Source organism: Actinomadura sp. NBRC 104412 (assembly GCF_030269515.1).
GTDB lineage: Bacteria > Actinomycetota > Actinomycetes > Streptosporangiales > Streptosporangiaceae > Spirillospora.
On the sequence record NZ_BSTM01000029.1, the window covers coordinates 70,186 to 86,661 of the forward strand.

Sequence of the window (16,476 nt, forward strand, 5' to 3'; positions counted from 1 at the left end):
CCTCACCGGCGGCTGGCGCAGCCTGATCCAGGCGATGCCCGCGGTCTTCTTCTGGTACACCCGGCTGTCGGGCGTCCTGTCGATCCTGGCGTGGCTGTCGTCCGACCTGATCCTGCGCGTCGCCGACATCTGGGCGCTGCGCTGGATCTACTACCTGGGCTTCACCGCGAGCGTGCCGTTCGGCCTGCTGCTGATCCTGCTGTCGATGGGGGTGCGGCGGCGCAAGAAGGCGGCCTGGCGGATCCTGGTGCTGCTGTTCGGGCTGTACTCGGCCACGTCCACGACGCTGCTGGTCGCGCTGATCCTCGACCCGGACGAGCCCACGCCGATCGGCGAGTGCATCACCACCGCCGTGTTCCTCGCGGTGCTGTGCCTGCTGGTCGCGGCGCGCGGCGAGTTCACCACGCTGCCCGACCGTGCCAACCGGCGGGTCGCCGCGATGGTGTTCGCCGGTCTGGTGGTGGTCAGCGGCGGCGTCGGAACGGTCCTGGTCACCCTCACCGACGAGGACCCGTCCGGCGGGTTCTGGGCCGATCCCTGGTACGTGGCGGCGCAGACGGTCCTGGGCGCCGGCGTCACCGGCGAGCCGATCGGCGTGCGCGTGCCCGGCTGGGTCGACACCATCATCGGCGTGCTCGGCACCGGGCTCCTGATCGTCACGTTCTGGGCGCTGTTCCGTCCCGGGCGGCGGGACGCGGTGCTGGAGCCGGACGAGGAGATCGCGGCGCGCACGCTCCTCGCCGAGTACGGCGACCAGGACTCCCTCGGCTACTTCGCGCTGCGCCGCGACAAGGACGTCATCGTCGCGCCCAACGGTAAGGCGGCCATCGCCTACCGGGTGGAAGGTTCGGTCTCCCTCGCCAGCGGCGATCCGCTGGGCGACCCCGAGTCATGGGACCAGGCGATCGAGGCGTGGCTCGGCGAGTGCCGCGCGCACGCCTGGATCCCCGGCGCGGTCAGCGTCGGCGAACGCGCCGCGCACATCTACCGCAGGCACGGGTTCGACGCGCTGGAGCTCGGCGACGAGGCCATCCTGGACCTGTCCGACTTCAACCTCGACGGACGGGAGATGCGGCAGGTCAGGCAGGCCGTGCGGCGGGTGGAGCGGGCCGGCTACACCGTACGGGTCAGGCGGCACGCGCAGATACCCGAGTGGGAGATGGCCACGCTGATCCGCAGCGCGGACGCCTGGCGCGGCGAGGCCGCCGAACGCGGCTTCTCCATGGCGCTGGGCCGTCTCGGCGACCCCACCGACGGCCGCTGCGTGATGGTGGAGGCGTTCGACGCACGCGGTGAGCTGCGGGGGATGCTGAGCTTCGTCCCGTGGGGACGCACCGGCCTGTCGCTGGACCTGATGCGGCGCGACCGCGCGGCCGAGAACGGGCTCAACGAGTTCATGGTGGCGAAACTGGCGGAGAAGGCCGCCACCATCGGCGCGCAGAAACTGTCGCTGAACTTCGCGATGCTGCGCTCGTCGTTCGAACGCGGCTCGCAGATCGGCGCGGGACCGGTGGCGCGGCTCTACTACCGCCTGCTGTCGTTCGCGTCGCGGTTCTGGCAGTTGGAGTCCCTCTACCTGGCGAACGCCAAGTACAACCCCGACTGGCGGCCCCGGTTCATCTGCTACCGGCAGAACCGCGACATCATCCGCCTCGGCCTCGCCTACGCGCGTGCCGAGGGCTTCCTGCCGAACCTCAACCGTCCCAAGCTCGACCGGGCGGCGCGGCTCGTCCCGTCCTCGGACCTGGTGCGCAGGTTCGAGGAGATCGAGCGGGAGGCCGAGTCCAGGCGCGCGCCGCAGCGGCGGCTGTCGGAGCAGGAACGGGTCAGGCACGCCAAGCTCGCCGAGATTCGCGCGGCCGGGATGGACCCGTACCCGCTCGGCTTCGACCGCACCGACGACGCCGCGGGCGTCCGCGAACGGTTCGCCGGTCTGGCGCCCGGCGCCCACACCGGTGAGCGCGCCGCCGTCGCCGGGCGTGTCGTGCTGGCCCGCGAGCACGGCCGTCTCGTCTTCGTGACGCTGCGGGACGAGACCGGGGACCTCCAGGTCATGCTGACCGCCGACGTGCTCGGCACCGAGTCCCTGCGGCGCTGGAAGAAGCTCGTCGACCTCGGCGACCAGGTCGGCGTGACCGGCGAGATCGTCGCGTCCAGGACCGGTGAGCTGTCGGTGCTGGCCGCGTCCTGGACGCTGACGTCCAAGTGCCTGCGCCCGCTGCCCAACAAGAGGACCGGCCTCGCCGACCCCGAGGCGCGCGTGCGGCAGCGGTACGTCGACTACATCGTCAACGACGAGGCGCGGCGGATGCTGCGGATGCGCGGCGACGCGATCGCCGCCGTCCGCGAGTGCCTGCGCGACCGCGGCTACCTGGAGGTCGAGACGCCGATGCTCCAGCCGATCCACGGCGGGGCCGCCGCGCGCCCGTTCACCACCCGCATGAACGCCTACAACCTTCAGCTCTACCTGCGGATCGCGCCGGAGCTCTACCTCAAACGGCTGCTGGTCGGCGGCATCGGCAAGGTCTTCGAGCTGAACCGCAACTTCCGCAACGAAGGCGTCTCCCCGAAGCACAACCCCGAGTTCACGATGCTGGAGGCGTACGAGCCGTACGGCGACTACGACACCATGGCCGCCCTCACCCGCGAACTGGTGACGGCCGCGGCGCGGGCGGCGCTCGGCACCACGGTGGTCGTCCGCGACGGCGCCGAGTACGACCTGGCCGAGCCGTGGCGCGAGATCACCGTGTACGGATCGGTGTCGGACGCGCTCGGCGAGGAGGTGACGCCCGCCACCGAACCCGACGCCATCCGCAAGATGGCGGAACGCGCCGGGGTCGCCACCGACCCCGGCTGGAGCAGGGGGCGCCTCATCCAGGAACTGTTCGAGGCGCTGGTCGAGGACGGCATCACGGCGCCCACGTTCGTCCGCGACTACCCGGCGGAGACCTCGCCGCTCACCCGCCCGCACCGCGCCGACCCCCGGCTGGCGGAGAAGTGGGACCTCATCGTCTTCGGTCTCGAACTGGGCACCGCGTACTCCGAGCTCATCGACCCGATCCTGCAACGGGAACGCCTCACCGAGCAGTCCCTGCAAGCGGCGGGCGGCGACCCCGAGGCCATGGAGCTGGACGAGGACTTCCTGCGCGCGCTGGAGTACGCCATGCCACCCGCCGGCGGGATGGGGATGGGCATCGACCGCCTGCTCATCACGCTCACCGGCCGCGGCATCAGGGAGACCGTCCCGTTCCCCCTCGTACGCCCCGGCCAATAGGAGACCCTTCCTGGAGGTCCTGGAGGGCTTCAGAGGAAGGGTCGCGGCCCCGGCCGGTAGCCGTGCGAGGCGAGCCATTGCCGTGCCCGCCCACGCTGCGCGTCCTCGTCCGGCGGCTCACCGTGCGGCACGAACGTCAGCCAGCGCTCCGCGTCGTAATGTTCGGATCCGGGGTCGAACTCCGGCCCCGGATCGTCGATGTCGCCCGTCCGCAGGTCCACCACCTGGACCCCCTCGGACGGGTCGGCCGCCAACCGGGCGCCCAGCACACCCAGGTCGACGGGTACCTCCACTAACCCGGTGTGCGTTCCGTCCAGGGCGGCGACCAGTTCGGCGGCCAATTCCGCGTCGCCGTCCCGTCCGCGTTTCGTCAGCTCGTCGACGCACCGTCGCGCGACCGGCTCCGCCCCTGCGATCCCCTCCCCCAACGCCGCGATCAGAACGTCCCCCGCGAGTTGCAGTACCGGCGACGCCGGGCGCTCGGCCAGCAGATCCAGTCCGGCACGTCCATCCCGCCGGTTCACGGCGACACGCAACCGCCTCAGCGCGTCCCCGTCCCAATCGACCACACGTCCTATATACAGAAGCCGACCGACACCTGTGGCGATGTCATGGAATCCCGGTGCCGCGATGCGATTCCAGTGCGTAGCGGATGCGGGCGCTGACCAGAAGGGCCTCGTCCGCGGGGCAGTCCAGGAGCCTGCTCACCACTTCGACCAGTTGGTCGTCGCTGAGGTCGGGCTCGCGTGCGGCCACCTGTCCCACCAGGGCGACCAGTTCCTCGCGTTTGTAGGTGACGATGGAGCGCCCCTGGTGGATGGATTCCGGAGGCGAGGGCGCCTGTTCGGGTTCGGGCTCTGGTGCGGGTTCAGGCTCGGGTGCGGGTGCGGGTTCGGGCTCGGGTGGTGGGGGTTGCTTCGGGCGGGTCTCGTTGGTGAAGCGGGTCAGCAGGATCTCGAAGAGGGTGGCGGTGGGGGTGACGATGTCGGCCAGGTCTCGGGGTGGTGCCGTGGGCGGCTCGGTGCCGGGCGCCGGGAGCGCGGGGCCGCCGTGACCGACGAGGATCGTGCGCGGCGCGTACCAGAGCAGGAACAGGGCTTCCGCGCCCGCGCCGTGCTCGCCGTCCACGATGACCACGTCGAAGGCGTCCGGGGTGGACGGGAGAACGTCCGGGATGCGCCATAGGGGGACGATCCACACCGGCACTATCTCGGTGGGTTCGGTGGAGGCACGGTTGATACGCGCCAGGCATTCGCCCCATGCCTGCGCGGCGGCCAGGCGGGCACTGGCCTCGCGTAGGCGTTCACCCGCTTTCTCCAACTCCGCGCGCAGGCGTAGTTCGGTGGCGGAGCGGGGCAGTTCGGCAAGACCGGCCATGGCGCGCGCCCAGGCCCACGCCTCTTCCCAGCGTTCCAGGCGTTCGGGCCAGGCGGTTTCACCGGCGGTCGCCACGAGGAGGTCGGCGAGTTCGGGGTGGGCTGCGCGCAGGCGGGCCAGCAGTTGGTCACAGCGTGCTTGGAGTGCGCGCTCGTGCCGTGCCTCGGCCAGGCCGCGCAGGGCGCGGGCGTAGGCGTCGGCGTCGCGGGCGTCGATCGCGGCGAGGGCGGCGTCCAGCTCGGGTGGGGCGTGATCGGCGACGGCGATCGCGTCACGGAGAGTGGTGATGTCGGCCGTTGCGCGTCCCGCGCCGATGCCGAGCAGGGCGCTCTCCAAGGCGGTCACGTATCCGTGCCATTGGACGGGGTGGGTGAGCTGGATGCCGAGCCCGGCGCGGCTGAGCAGTTCGGCGGTCTCGTTGATGGCGGGCAGGACATTCCGAATCCGGCTGAGGCGGGCATGCGCGCGTGCGAAGCGGGCGACCCGGTCTTCCAGGGGGACGTCGGCGGGGAACGACACGCCCGCGGCCTCCCACACATATTGCAGTTCGCGGCACGCGATCAGCACCATGAGGTGGGTGAACAGGACGTCGAGCTGTTCGGGCGTGACGGGCGCCCCGCCGTCGACGGTGATGCCCTGCAACAGAGGCTCGGTCTGGCGCTGGGTGGCGGACCGCAGCGGCCCGCGCTTCAGCGTCCCGCCGTCCGCGAGGTAGTGACGGAGCTGCTGCGCGGCGCCCGCGACCTTGCGAAGGTTCGGTTCGCTGGGTGGCAGCACGACGCGGTGCCCGGCGAGCGACCGCATGGCGCGCTCGGCCCAACCGGCGCGGGACGTCATCTCCGCGACCCGGTCCCAGACGGCCGGGCGGCGCCGGGCGAGCGCGTCCTCGAACGCGCGCACGGCGTGGTCCGCCTGGTCCCAGCCGCCCGGATGCCCTTCGAGGCCGAGCTCGCGCAGCGCGGCGCCGATGGTGTCGGCGCAGCCGTCGAGGCGGGCGAGCAGGCGCGGATCGCAGCGGCGCAACCGGCGGGAGAGGGTGGTCTCGGCGCGTTCGGCGCGGGCGTTGGCGGTCGCCTCCGCCTCGATCAGCGTCCGCAGGTACGGCGGGGTCGGCAGGGTGGCCGGGTCCACGTCCCGCTGGGCCGTGCGGGCACGGCGGGACGGTGTCGCCGTGGCCAGGAGGCGGACGAGCTCGGCGGCCTCGGCACCGGAGATCGGGGGCCGTTCGGGCAGCCCGTGCCGTGGCGGCAGCCAGCCGTGGTCGGCGGCCTCGGCGCGCAGCCGCAGGTCCAGGTCGGAGCGGCCGCCTCCGTACCCGGAGCCGAGATCGTGGGAGCCGGCGCCCTCGGCGTCGCGCAGCCGGTCGGCGAGCCCGGCGGCCGTCTCCCGCGCGCGGGCCTCGCGTGCCGCGAGGTCGTCCACGTGCTGCGCGTGCCCGTAGGCGTCGTGGTCGGCGGCCCGCGCGAGCAGCCCGGCCACGACGCGGTCGGGGTCGCCCGCCTCGCCCGCCGGTTCGGCGTCGGTGACGGCCGCGCACAGCCCCGCGATGCCCTCCGGCAGGGTGGCGTGCAAGTCGCGCGCCGCCGCGCCGTCCGGGACGGCGACCAGCACCCGGCGGCCCCGGGTGAGCATCCCGCCGATCATGTCGGCGATCGTCGCCGGACCGCTTTCCGCGACGTGCAGGAGGGGTGAGCGCGGCCCGGGTTCGAGGAAGGCCGCGACGCCTCCCGGCACTGGCCCGTCCCCGAGATGGGCCAGCAAGGTCTCGTAGTGGCCCGCCACGGCGGCGCGTCCCGGCGCACGCAGCACGAGCGCGGGCGCCAGCCTCAGTTGCGGGACGGACGGCGCGGGCGCGTCCGGCGGGACCGGCGCCCAGTCCTCGCGGAAGCCGACCGTCTCGCCACGGTCGCCGAACGCGGCCGAGCACCATTTGCGCAGGACGTCCGACACCGAGGGCCGCAGTCCGATCGCCTGTCCCGACCGGACGGCGTCCCACACCCAGTCGGCGCGGTCGGCGCTGTATCCGGGCAGGGCCGCGGGCAGCGGCCGGTCCCTGGGCGCGGCGGGCCCGGCGAGCACCACGTCCACGCGGCCGGACCGTTCGTCCACCACGATCCGGACGGGGGTGGACAGCAGGTGGTCCCGGACGGGACGGCCGCTGGCGGGACGCCACGTCAGCAGGCCCGTGACCAGCGACACCTCGGCGCCGTGCGCGGCCGCCCGGCCGGCCATGCCGCGCAGGGTCCGGTACCAGTGCCGCATCGCGAGCCAGCCGTCGAACTCCTCCAGCACCGCGGGCGGCGTCAGCGGGATCACCGGGACGCTGAACAGCGCGTCGCCGGGGCCCGCGTCGGTCTCCACGTAGACCTCGCCGGGCAGGTCGGCCAGCCAGTGCACCTCGTCGTTGGCGGCACGCTCGCGGCCGGTCTCGCGGCGCGCCGCGGCCAGGTCGCGCAGGTACCCGAGGAGCGCCCGTGCCCCGTCGAGCCCTGGGACCACCTCAGGCACCGCGGCTCCCCTCCGACGACTGACGAGAAACGCACCGGGTCACCAGCCCGATCTAACACCGTGCGGACCCGCCGTCCAAGGGGCTCGGGGCGCGCGGCGTCAGCGCGAGTGCGCCGGGTGGCGTCCCTCGTCCGGGAGCATGATCCATAGGACGATGTAGACCACGAACTGCGGTCCGGGCAGCAGGCAGGAGAGCAGCGCCAGCATCCGGACGGTCCAGGGGGCCATCCCGAACCGCCGGGCGAGCGCGGCGCACACGCCCGCGATGACCCGCCCCTCGCGGGGGCGGTAGATTCCGTTCATGGTGATGTCTCCCCGATCGGGTTCTTGGATTCATCACCCACGCTAGGAACCGGAAACACGCACCGGATCGCCCTCGGGACCGGTTTTGGACCCTACTCGCGGATTAGGGGAGATCCCTTAGGGGTTCCGGCCGCCTCGGCCACCGGGGTTCTTGTTGTGCGCGGCGATCAGGGCGGGCAGGCCCGCGAGGTCGTCCAGGACGAACGTGGCGCTCGCCGGCACCCCTTCCTCCTCCTGGATCACGCCCCAGGGGCCGCGCCGCAGGAACGCCGCCTGCATGCCGAAACCGAGCGGCGCGCGCACGTCGTTGTCGATGCGGTCGCCCACGTAGAGGATCTCGCCGGGCGGGCGGCCCGCCAGCTCGGCGCAGCGGGCGAAGAACTCCGGAGCGGGCTTCTCCACGCCCCACACCTCGGAGATCCCGACCGCGTCCGCGTCCAGGTCCAGCGCGGCGAGCTGCGCCTCGGCCTCCATCGGCTGGTTGCCCGCGATGCCGATGAACAGGCCCAGGTCGCGCAGGCCCGCCAGGCAGTCCCGGACATCCGGGTAGAGGTCGGACGGGCCGAAGCCGTTCGGCAGGCCCGCCTCGGCCCGCCGCCTCCGCTCCAGCGCCAGGTCGAACCCGGGACGGAAGTACTCCAGCACGTCCCGGTTGGTGCCGCCGCCCGCCAGGACCGCGCCCAGCTTGGCCAGGAAGGTGTGCCGGGGGACGCCGAGCCAGTCCGCCCACCGGCCGTAGATCTCGCCCTCGTTGATCAGGGTCTCGCCGATGTCGAGGAAGACCGCGCGGATCCGCGGCGCCCCGGCGTCCTCCGTGCCCGCCGTCATCCGAGGTCGACCGACTCGCCGGGCGTGAGCCGCCGGAAGTCCTTGCCCAGCTCCTCGCCCGCGGCCTCGACATGCTTGATCATCACGCCCAGGCCGTTGTCGTTCAGCAGCCCGTCGTGGACCACGAACGCCCGTTCGGGACGCACCTCCCGGGTGTACTGGTACAGCTCGGGGACCTTCATCCACGGCGCGTTGCCGGGCAGGCACAGCGTCCGGACGGGCTCGGACGGCACGGTCAGCGCGTCGCCCGGGTGGAACACCTCGCCGTCGATCAGGAAGCCGGTGTTGGGGATCGGCGGCACGTCCGGATGCAGGATCTCGTGGGACTCCCCGTAGACGTGCACGTCGAACCCGGCGACGGTGAAGGTGTCCTCGTGCCCGACCTCGTGTACCCGCCCGCCCAGGTCGGCCAGGGTCTGGGCGACGACGCGCGAGGTCCACACCTCCAGCGCCGGGTTCTCCGCCATCGCCTTGCGGATCCGGTCGGGGACGAAGTGGTCGACGTGCTCGTGCGTGATCAGGACGGCGTCCGCGCCGGCCAGTGGCTCGTCCTCCTCGGGGGTGAACGCCCCGGGGTCGATGACCAGGGTCCGATCGTCCTTCTGCAGCCGCACGCAGGCGTGTCCGAGCTTGGTCAGTCGCATCCCTCGATCTTTTCACGCCGGGCATTGACCGCCACCCGGGGCATTGATAGAACACGTTCTACTTCGCTGTCCGGGGGCGGACCACCCCCCGACCCGGCGGCACGAGGGAGCCGGCATGCCCGTACCCGACCAGCGCGATCCGGAGATCACCCTGCGCGGCCTGGCGGGCTGGCTGGACGGGCGGTTGCCCGGCGCCCGCATTACCACCCTGGAGACCCCGGCGACCAGCGGCTTCTCCAACGAGACGCTGATGTTCGAGGCGAACTGGACCGACCCGGAAGACGGCGCCGACCGCCACGGCACCTATGTCGCCAGGGTCGCCCCCGTCCGGTACCAGGTCTTCCCCGAGCCGCGCTTCGAGGAGCAGTACCGGCTGATACGGATCCTGGATGAGCGCACCGACATCCCGGTCCCGCCCATCCTCTGGTACGAGGCGTCCTCGGATCCGCTCGGCGCTCCGTTCTTCGTGATGGAGCATGTCGAGGGCCGCGTTCCCACGGACATGCCCCCGTACCACACCGACGGCTGGGTGACCGAGGTGCCGCCGGAGGAACGGGCCGCGATGTGGTGGTCCGCCTTGGAGATCCTCGCCCGCATCCACAGGCTCGACCCCCTCGCCCTGGGCCTGGGTTTCCTCGACCAGCCCGCCTGGGGTCCGACCGGGCTGCCGCAGCGCCTCGCCTACTACGAGCACTTCATGCACTGGGGGTACAACGGGCCGCAGGACGTGGTGGCGAAAGCGCTCACCTGGCTGAAGGCCAACCTGCCGGAGGAACCCGAGCCTCCGGTCCTGCTGTGGGGCGACTCGCGCATCGGCAACGTCATCTTCCAGGACGGCATGCCCAAGGCGGTCCTGGACTGGGAGATGGCGGTGCTGGGCGCGCCCGAGGAGGACCTGGCCTGGTTCATGTTCCTCGATCGCCACCACAGCGAGGGCATGGGCGTGCCCAGGCTCACGGGGTTCCCCTCCTACGAGGAGACGATCGCGCGCTACGAGGAGCTGCTGGGGCGGCCAATGCGCGACCTCGCCTACTACGAGATCCTGTCCGGCTTCAAGTTCTCCGTGATCATGGCCCGGATCGGGCAGGCGATGATCGATTTCGGCTGGATCGAACCCGACAACCCCTTCCCGCACGACAACAACTGCACCCGCCTGCTGGCCACGATCCTGTGATCGGGCGCGAGCCCGGGGCGTCCGGCGCCGTCCCCGGGAACAGCACAGAAAGGGGCCTCCTCACATGACGCTCTCGCCGCTCGACGACTACCCGATCCACCAGGCACCCGAGGTGATGCGGCACGTCACCACCTCCGACCGCAACTTCTACGACCGGTACTACTTCAACCTGCACGGCTGCTCCGACGAGCTGATGCTGATCGTCGGGCTCGGGCAGTACCCCAACCTGGGCGTGATGGACGCCTTCGCGCTGGTCCGCAGGGGTCCCGCGCACAAGGTCGTGCGAGCCTCGCGGGAGCTGGGGCTGGACCGGATGGACACCAGGGTCGGGCCGTTCCGGGTGGAGGTCGTCGAGGGCCTGCGGCGGCTGCGGGTCGTTCTGGACGACAACGAGCACGGGCTGTCGTTCGACCTGGACTGGGAGGGCGCCATCCCGGCCCAGCTTGAGCCGCCGCACTACCTGCGCTGGCAGGAGCGCGTGATGTTCGACTCGCGGCGGCTGGCGCAGACCGGCCGCTGGTCCGGAACGATCACGGTGGACGGCGAGCGGATCGACGTCACACCGGACCGGTGGTGGGGGTCGCGGGACCGGTCCTGGGGCATCCGCCCGGTCGGCGAGCCCGAGCCGCCCGGTATCCAGTCCAAGAACGCGGGCACGTTCTACTGGCTCTACGCGCCCATGCAGTTCGAGGACCACGCGATCCTGTGCATCGTCCAGGAGGACGAGAAGGGCCGGCGGCTGCTCGAAGAGGCGACGCGGGTGTGGCAGGACGAGTCACGCGAGCCCGAGTACCTGGGGCGTCCCGAGTACCGCCCGGTCTATGTGGGCGGCACGCGGGAGGTCAGCACGGCCACGATCGGGTTCAGCCCTCCCGGCGGGCGTCCGTTCGCGGTACGGGCCACACCGATCCTGCCCGTCCACATGATGGTGGGCACCGGGTACGGCTTGGAGACCGACTGGAGGCACGGCATGTACCAGGGGCCCGACCTCAAGGTGCAGGGCGTCTCGTACGACACGCGCAAGGAGGAGGACGCGGCCCGCATGTGGGGGATGGTGGACGCGGTGGGGCGTTACGAGTACCTGGACGGCGCCGCGCCGACGTCCCACGACACGGGCTACGGGCTGTACGAGTACTGGGCGCTGGGGCCGCATCCCTCGTTCAGGGATTGAGGGGTGGGTCCGGCTCACCGCCCGGCCATCATGATCACCCACAGCAGGCCGAGGCCGAACGCGACCGTGGTGAGCACCAGGAACCCCGCGATCACGGCGCAGGCCAGCCCGCGCGGCTGGTCGCGCCACGTCCCGTAGTGGTCGCGCACCTGCCGGTCCAGCTCCTCCCGCGAGGGCGGGTCGGCGGGGTCACTGGACGAGCGCGGCTCGTGCGGCTCTCCCGGCCCGGACGAGGATGTCACATGCCTCAGTCTCCCAGAGAGAAGCCCGCTCGACATGCGAAGACCGGGACGCCGGCACCTGGCTCGGGCCGGCGTCCCGGTCCGGTCTCGCCGGTCGGGCGCTGGTCAGGCGCCGGTCAGAGGCCCGGCCCCCCGGCGACCTCGGCGATGGTGAACGCCACGTCGCCCTGCGGGTCGACCTGGGCGTCCAGGGTCTTGTCGTCGAGCATCAAAGCGACGGTCGGCGCGAGGTAGACGCGGGCCCCCTCGGACTCCACGACCTGGTCTCCCGCCTCGGGCGCCGGGGCCACCGACAGCCGCAGCGCGTCGGAACCGTCGACCCCGGCCTCGATGCGGATGCCGGTCTCGGGCGGCATCTCGGGATTGGCCGTCACGGTGCGGATCACCTGGACGGCGCCGCTGGTCAGGGTGAGCACTATCGGCTCCTCGTCTCTAGGGTGCAGTTCCCGGACCCCTCGGGCGGAGAGCCACGTGTCCCCGCCGCCCGGTGGACCCGTTCGCCCCACCCTCCCCGGACCCACAGCCGGTAAACCTCGATCCACGAGAAATCATGGAACGAACCGTGACCGCACCGGGCTCGGCAAACCACCGGGGTCAGGCGTCGGGCGCAAGCGCGCGCACCGCCTCGGCCGGGGAGAGCCCGCCGCCGGGGACGATCGCCAGCACCGGCGTGGTGAGCCCGTTGGCCACGTACTCGCGGATGCGGGCGCGGCACGCCTCCGGCGTGCCGTGCACGACCAGGTCGTCCACGACCTCGTCGGGGATCACCTCAAGGGCCTTCTTGCGGTCGCCGGCGGCCCACGCCTCGTTCATCGGGCGCAGCGCCTCGCCGCGGCCGAGCCACTGATGGAACGCCTGGTACACGGGCACGTTCATATACGCGGCGATCATCCACCGGCCGATCGACCTGGCCTTCTCGGCGTCGCCGGTGGGGCAGACGAACAGGCGGGCGATCAGCTCGGGCTCCTCGCCCAGCTCGCCCCGCACCGTCCTGACGTCCGTGGGCGCCAGCCAGTTGGTGATCGCGCCGTCCGCCTCGCGGGCCGCCAGCCGGAGCATGCCGGGGCGCAGCGCCGCCAGCACGATCGGCGGGGGCGTCCCGGGCGCCCCATCGATCTTGAAGCCGCGCACGGCGAAGGTCTCGTACTCCTCGGTGACCTTCTCCCCCGCCAGCGCCCTGCGGAGGAAGCGGAGGGTGTCGCGGGTGCGCTTGTAGGGCTCCGTGAACGGGATGCCGTTCCAGCGTTCGACGATGGTGTCGGACGAGGTGCCGATGCCCAGCACGAACCGTTCCGGCGCGAGGTTGGCCAGGGTGGCGGCCTGCTGGGCGAGCAGGGCGGGGCCGCGCGTGTAGACGGGCACGATCGCGGTGCCCAGGCGCAGCCCGGGCGCCCACTGCGAGGCCAGCGCCAGCGGTGTGAAGGCGTCGGTGCCGTTGGTCTCGGCGGACCAGGCGTCGGTGTAGCCGAGCCCCGGCAGCTCTTCGATGATCTTCCGCTGTTCCGTCAGCGGCACGCCGGTCAGCGGCACGGTCATTCCCCAGCGGTTCATGGGCATGCTCCTAACGCCGTGCGCTCACGCGATCGAGGGACGGATGGTCGCGCCGCCGTCCACCACCAGGGTCTGCCCGGTCATCCAGGACGCGGCCTCGCCGGCCAGGAACACCGCGGTGCCGGCGATGTCCTCCGGCTCACCCAGCCGTCCCAGCGGCATGTGCTTGCCGATCTGCTCCTCGTTGTTCTCCCACAGCGCGCGGGCCAGGGCCGTCTTGACGAGGCCGGGCGCGATGCAGTTGACCCGGACGCGGGGGGCGAGCTCCATCGCGAACTGGCGGGTCAGATGGATGACCGCGGCCTTGGTCGTGTTGTAGTAGCCGATACCGTGCTCGGTGATCATGCCGCCGACGGAGGCGATGTTGATGATCGAGCCGCCGCGCTCCTTCATCGACCGCTTCCAGGCGAGCTGCGTCCACAGCACCACCGCGAACTGGTTGACCTGGACGGTCTTCTCGGCCGCCGCGGGCGTGATGTCGACCATGGGCCCGAAGTGCGGGCTGGTCCCGGCGTTGTTGACCAGCACGTCCACGGCGCCGAAGGTGTCCACGGCGGCCTCCACGCAGGCCGCGGCGGCGTCCGCGTCGCCGACATGGGCGGCCTTGGCCAGCACCCCCGCCCCGGGGTGGGCGGCCTCGATCTCCTTGGCCGCCGCGTCGAGGCCCTCCTGCTTCCGGGAGGACAGCACGACGTTCGCGCCTTCGGCCGCCAGCGCGAACGCGATCGCCTTGCCGATGCCCCGGGAGGCCCCTGTGATGAGGGCGGTCTTGCCCTCCAGTCCAGTCCGCATGCGCACTCCTTGCCGCTGAGCAGAATCCCGCTCGGCTCACTGTACCGAAGTGACTGACGCGTCAGTTAGGTAGGCCGGAGGAATGGCGAGATGTCCAGACCTGTCTTGATTTGAACGTGCGCTTGGTTGGTATGCTGCGGATGTCGGCGGCGCGGTCCCGGAGGTGGCGGTTGAGCACGATCAAGGAACGGCGGCCCGCGGTGGACGGCTGGTTCTCCACCGGGTCCGGCGGAGAGGGCGTCCGGCTCCTGGGGACGCGTTGCACGTCCTGCGGCACGCCGTACTTCCCGCGCAACGACCTCGCCTGCCGCAACCCCGGCTGCACGGGCCCCAAGGACGGCTCGGAACTGGAGGACTACGCCTTCTCCAACCGGGGCCGCGTCTGGTCCTACGCCGATGCCCGCTACAAGCCACCGCCCCCGTACGTCGCGGCCGAGCCGTTCCGCCCCTACGCGGTGGCGGCCGTCGAGCTCGAAACCGAACGCATGGTGGTCCTCGGCCAGGTCGTCCCGGAGGTGGGCGTCGCCGACCTCGAGGTGGGCATGGAGGTCGAGCTGACCGAGGGCACGCTCTACGAGGACGACGACGCCGAGTACACCGTCTGGATGTGGAGGCCCGTGAAATGACCCGGCGAGCGGAGCGAGCCGAATGAGCACTGACATCGCCGTCCTGGGCGCCGGGATGCATCCGTGGGGCAAGTGGGGGCGGAACTTCGTCGAGTACGGGCTCGCGGCGGCGCGGGCGGCGCTGGCGGACGCCGGGCTGTCCTGGCCCGAGATCCAGTACGTGGCCGGCGCCGACACCATCCGCAACGGGTACCCGGGGTTCATCGCCGGCGCCACGTTCGCGCAGGCGCTGGGCTGGTCGGGCGCCCGGATCTCCAGCAGCTACGCGGCCTGCGCGTCCGGAGCGCAGGCGATCAACGCGGCGCGCGCGCAGATCCTCGCCGGGCTGTGCGACGTCGCCCTGGTGCTGGGCGCGGACGCGGCGCCCAAGGGCTTCTTCAAACCCGTCGGCGGCGACCGTCCCAATGACCCCGACTGGCTGCGGTTCCGCCTGCTCGGCGCAACCAACCCGATCTACTTCGCCCTGTACGCGCGGCGCCGGATGGCCATGTACGGGGCCACGCTGGACGACTTCGCGGCCGTGAAGGTCAAGAACGCCAGGCACGGCCTGGCCAACCCCAACGCGCGCTACCGCAAGGAAGTGACCCTTGAGGACGTGCGCGAGTCCGCGGTCGTGGCCGACCCGCTGCGGCTCCTGGACATCTGCGCCACCAGCGACGGCGGCGCCGCGCTGGTGCTGTCGTCCATGGAGTTCGCGCGTGCCCGCGGCGTCCGGAATCCGGTCCGGGTCGCCGGACTCTCGACGGTCACCCCGACCTTCCCCAAGACCGTCCTCGACCTGCCGGACTTCGCGACCGACTCGGCCATGGCGGTGGAGCCGCCCGACGTGCCGTTCCGCTCCGCCATCGCGCGCGCCGCCTACGAGGAGGCGGGCATCGGCCCCGACGACCTGTCCCTTGCCGAGGTGTACGACCTGTCCACCGCCCTCGAACTGGACTGGTACGAGGACATCGGGCTGTGCGAGCCGGGCGGCGCGGAAAAACTGCTGCGCTCCGGCGACACCGCCCTGGGCGGCCGCATCCCGGTGAACCCCTCGGGCGGCCTGGCCTCGTTCGGCGAGGCGATACCCGCCCAGGCGATCGCGCAGGTCTGCGAGCTGACCTGGCAACTCCGCGGCCAGGCCGAAGGCCGCCAAGTCGAGAACGCCCGCACCGGCATAGCCGTAAACCAGGGCCTCTTCGGCCACGGCTCCGCCATCATCACCATTCGCTGATCCTGGACACCTCACCGCCCTGGAACGAAGAACTGATCTCAAGGTCAGCAAGCCGCAGACGCCACTCGTAGCGTCCGGGCCGCAATGGGAGCGAAGGCACGTCCAAGACGAACGCGGCATCTTTCCTGGTGGGCGGCGCCTCCGGCATCGACTTCGACCGCGCTGCCGTCCCCATCCAGCATGTCGAGGTGTACGGACAACATCTGATCGGCGCGATCCGCCCAGAGCACCAGCGGCGCCTGCAGCGGGAGTCGTCCGTAGGCGGTCGCGCGCTGCGGGAGAGGACGCCGTCGCCAGGTGTAAACCATCTTCACGGGAAGACTGCGAAGAACAGGGCCGCGGTGGCGAGAGCCCCGGCACGCCTGGCCTGCGGGAGGGCGACCGCGGCCGCGCAGGCCAACTCCGCGGCGCCGCTCGCGTACGTCCAGGCGCGCGGGCCGCCCCGACGGGACGATCGCGTCATAGGGCTTGGGACGCGACTTGATGTGCGCGGGCGCCGACAGCGACCGGCTGCGGCATGGCACGGTGGCGTGGCCTTCGATCACATCCGGGCGCCCTCGACGCCGGCACTCGTTCACCCATGGCCACAGCCTGCAACTGCACGCGGTACACCGCCGGCCAGACCGAGGTCACCGGCATCAGCGTGCTAGTGTCTTGTAACTGAAGATCGCTTACTTGAAGTTGTTGGCAAGCAGTTTCTTGTAGTCGCGTTGGAGAACGCGGACCTTGGCGATGATCTCTTTGGGTTTGGCGGTCCAGATGAAGGGTTTCGC

The 16,476-nt window shown here is 71.7% G+C and carries 14 protein-coding genes and 1 pseudogene; 5 read left to right on the forward strand and 10 right to left on the reverse strand.

The window, feature by feature from the left end; genetic code table 11:
• Positions 1-34 precede the first annotated feature (34 nt).
• Positions 35-3,274, forward strand: a complete 3,240-nt coding sequence (lysX, locus tag QSK21_RS28780; protein ID WP_502871606.1) for a bifunctional lysylphosphatidylglycerol synthetase/lysine--tRNA ligase LysX — start codon at positions 35-37, stop codon at positions 3,272-3,274.
• Between the two features lie 29 nt (positions 3,275-3,303).
• Here the strand turns inward: lysX and QSK21_RS28785 are convergent, their stop codons facing one another.
• From QSK21_RS28785 to QSK21_RS28805, 5 genes are all read right to left on the reverse strand, one after another.
• Positions 3,304-3,843, reverse strand: a complete 540-nt coding sequence (locus QSK21_RS28785) for a hypothetical protein (protein ID WP_285700477.1) — start codon at positions 3,841-3,843, stop codon at positions 3,304-3,306.
• A 40-nt stretch (positions 3,844-3,883) separates the two neighbouring features.
• Positions 3,884-7,159, reverse strand: a complete 3,276-nt coding sequence (locus QSK21_RS28790; RefSeq protein WP_285700479.1) for a hypothetical protein — start codon at positions 7,157-7,159, stop codon at positions 3,884-3,886.
• Positions 7,160-7,258: 99 nt separating this feature from the next.
• Positions 7,259-7,462, reverse strand: a complete 204-nt coding sequence (locus tag QSK21_RS28795; protein ID WP_285700480.1) for a PspC domain-containing protein — start codon at positions 7,460-7,462, stop codon at positions 7,259-7,261.
• 117 nt (positions 7,463-7,579) lie between these two features.
• Positions 7,580-8,290: an HAD family hydrolase gene (locus tag QSK21_RS28800; RefSeq protein ID WP_285700482.1), complete on the reverse strand. Its 711-nt coding sequence runs from the start codon at positions 8,288-8,290 to the stop codon at positions 7,580-7,582.
• Positions 8,287-8,934, reverse strand: a complete 648-nt coding sequence (locus QSK21_RS28805; RefSeq protein ID WP_285700483.1) for an MBL fold metallo-hydrolase — start codon at positions 8,932-8,934, stop codon at positions 8,287-8,289. The genes QSK21_RS28800 and QSK21_RS28805 overlap by 4 nt, the downstream gene beginning before the upstream one ends.
• 115 nt (positions 8,935-9,049) lie before the next feature.
• Here QSK21_RS28805 and QSK21_RS28810 point away from each other — a divergent pair, with 115 nt between their 5' ends.
• On the forward strand, positions 9,050-10,108 hold the full coding sequence (locus QSK21_RS28810) for a phosphotransferase family protein (protein ID WP_285700484.1): 1,059 nt from the start codon (positions 9,050-9,052) through the stop codon (positions 10,106-10,108).
• Between the two features lie 64 nt (positions 10,109-10,172).
• Positions 10,173-11,279 (forward strand): Rv3169 family protein, encoded by a 1,107-nt coding sequence (locus tag QSK21_RS28815; protein WP_285700485.1) that lies wholly within the window; start codon positions 10,173-10,175, stop codon positions 11,277-11,279.
• A 14-nt stretch (positions 11,280-11,293) separates the two neighbouring features.
• Here the strand turns inward: QSK21_RS28815 and QSK21_RS28820 are convergent, their stop codons facing one another.
• From QSK21_RS28820 to QSK21_RS28835, 4 genes are all read right to left on the reverse strand, one after another.
• Entirely contained in the window at positions 11,294-11,521 is a 228-nt protein-coding gene (locus QSK21_RS28820) for a hypothetical protein (RefSeq protein WP_285700486.1), read from the reverse strand.
• 116 nt (positions 11,522-11,637) lie between these two features.
• On the reverse strand, positions 11,638-11,937 hold the full coding sequence (locus tag QSK21_RS28825; protein ID WP_285700487.1) for a Fe-S cluster assembly protein HesB: 300 nt from the start codon (positions 11,935-11,937) through the stop codon (positions 11,638-11,640).
• Positions 11,938-12,115: 178 nt separating this feature from the next.
• On the reverse strand, positions 12,116-13,072 hold the full coding sequence (locus tag QSK21_RS28830; protein WP_285700488.1) for an LLM class F420-dependent oxidoreductase: 957 nt from the start codon (positions 13,070-13,072) through the stop codon (positions 12,116-12,118).
• 24 nt (positions 13,073-13,096) lie between these two features.
• Entirely contained in the window at positions 13,097-13,864 is a 768-nt protein-coding gene (locus tag QSK21_RS28835; protein WP_285700489.1) for an SDR family oxidoreductase, read from the reverse strand.
• A gap of 170 nt (positions 13,865-14,034) precedes the next feature.
• Between QSK21_RS28835 and QSK21_RS28840 the strand changes: the two genes are divergently transcribed.
• Positions 14,035-14,490, forward strand: a complete 456-nt coding sequence (locus QSK21_RS28840; RefSeq protein ID WP_285700491.1) for a Zn-ribbon domain-containing OB-fold protein — start codon at positions 14,035-14,037, stop codon at positions 14,488-14,490.
• A 22-nt stretch (positions 14,491-14,512) separates the two neighbouring features.
• The gene (locus QSK21_RS28845; RefSeq protein WP_285700492.1) at positions 14,513-15,703 is read left to right on the forward strand and encodes a lipid-transfer protein; all 1,191 of its coding nucleotides are present in this window, start codon (positions 14,513-14,515) and stop codon (positions 15,701-15,703) included.
• Between the two features lie 44 nt (positions 15,704-15,747).
• Here QSK21_RS28845 and QSK21_RS36380 read toward each other — a convergent pair.
• A pseudogene (locus QSK21_RS36380) lies at positions 15,748-16,166 on the reverse strand (DoxX-related protein).
• Between the last annotated feature and the right edge of the window lie 310 nt (positions 16,167-16,476).

Excerpts from the sequence above, each read along its gene's own strand:
- lysX (WP_502871606.1), top strand. The coding sequence starts at position 35 with ATGCCCGCGGTCTTCTTCTGGTACACCCGGCTGTCGGGCGTCCTGTCG.
- QSK21_RS28795 (WP_285700480.1), bottom strand. The coding sequence starts at position 7,462 with ATGAACGGAATCTACCGCCCCCGCGAGGGGCGGGTCATCGCGGGCGTG.
- QSK21_RS28815 (WP_285700485.1), top strand. The coding sequence starts at position 10,173 with ATGACGCTCTCGCCGCTCGACGACTACCCGATCCACCAGGCACCCGAG.
- QSK21_RS28830 (WP_285700488.1), bottom strand. The coding sequence starts at position 13,072 with ATGAACCGCTGGGGAATGACCGTGCCGCTGACCGGCGTGCCGCTGACG.
- QSK21_RS28845 (WP_285700492.1), top strand. The coding sequence starts at position 14,513 with ATGAGCACTGACATCGCCGTCCTGGGCGCCGGGATGCATCCGTGGGGC.
- QSK21_RS28800 (WP_285700482.1), bottom strand. The coding sequence starts at position 8,290 with ATGACGGCGGGCACGGAGGACGCCGGGGCGCCGCGGATCCGCGCGGTC.
- QSK21_RS28835 (WP_285700489.1), bottom strand. The coding sequence starts at position 13,864 with ATGCGGACTGGACTGGAGGGCAAGACCGCCCTCATCACAGGGGCCTCC.
- QSK21_RS28805 (WP_285700483.1), bottom strand. The coding sequence starts at position 8,934 with ATGCGACTGACCAAGCTCGGACACGCCTGCGTGCGGCTGCAGAAGGAC.
- QSK21_RS28810 (WP_285700484.1), top strand. The coding sequence starts at position 9,050 with ATGCCCGTACCCGACCAGCGCGATCCGGAGATCACCCTGCGCGGCCTG.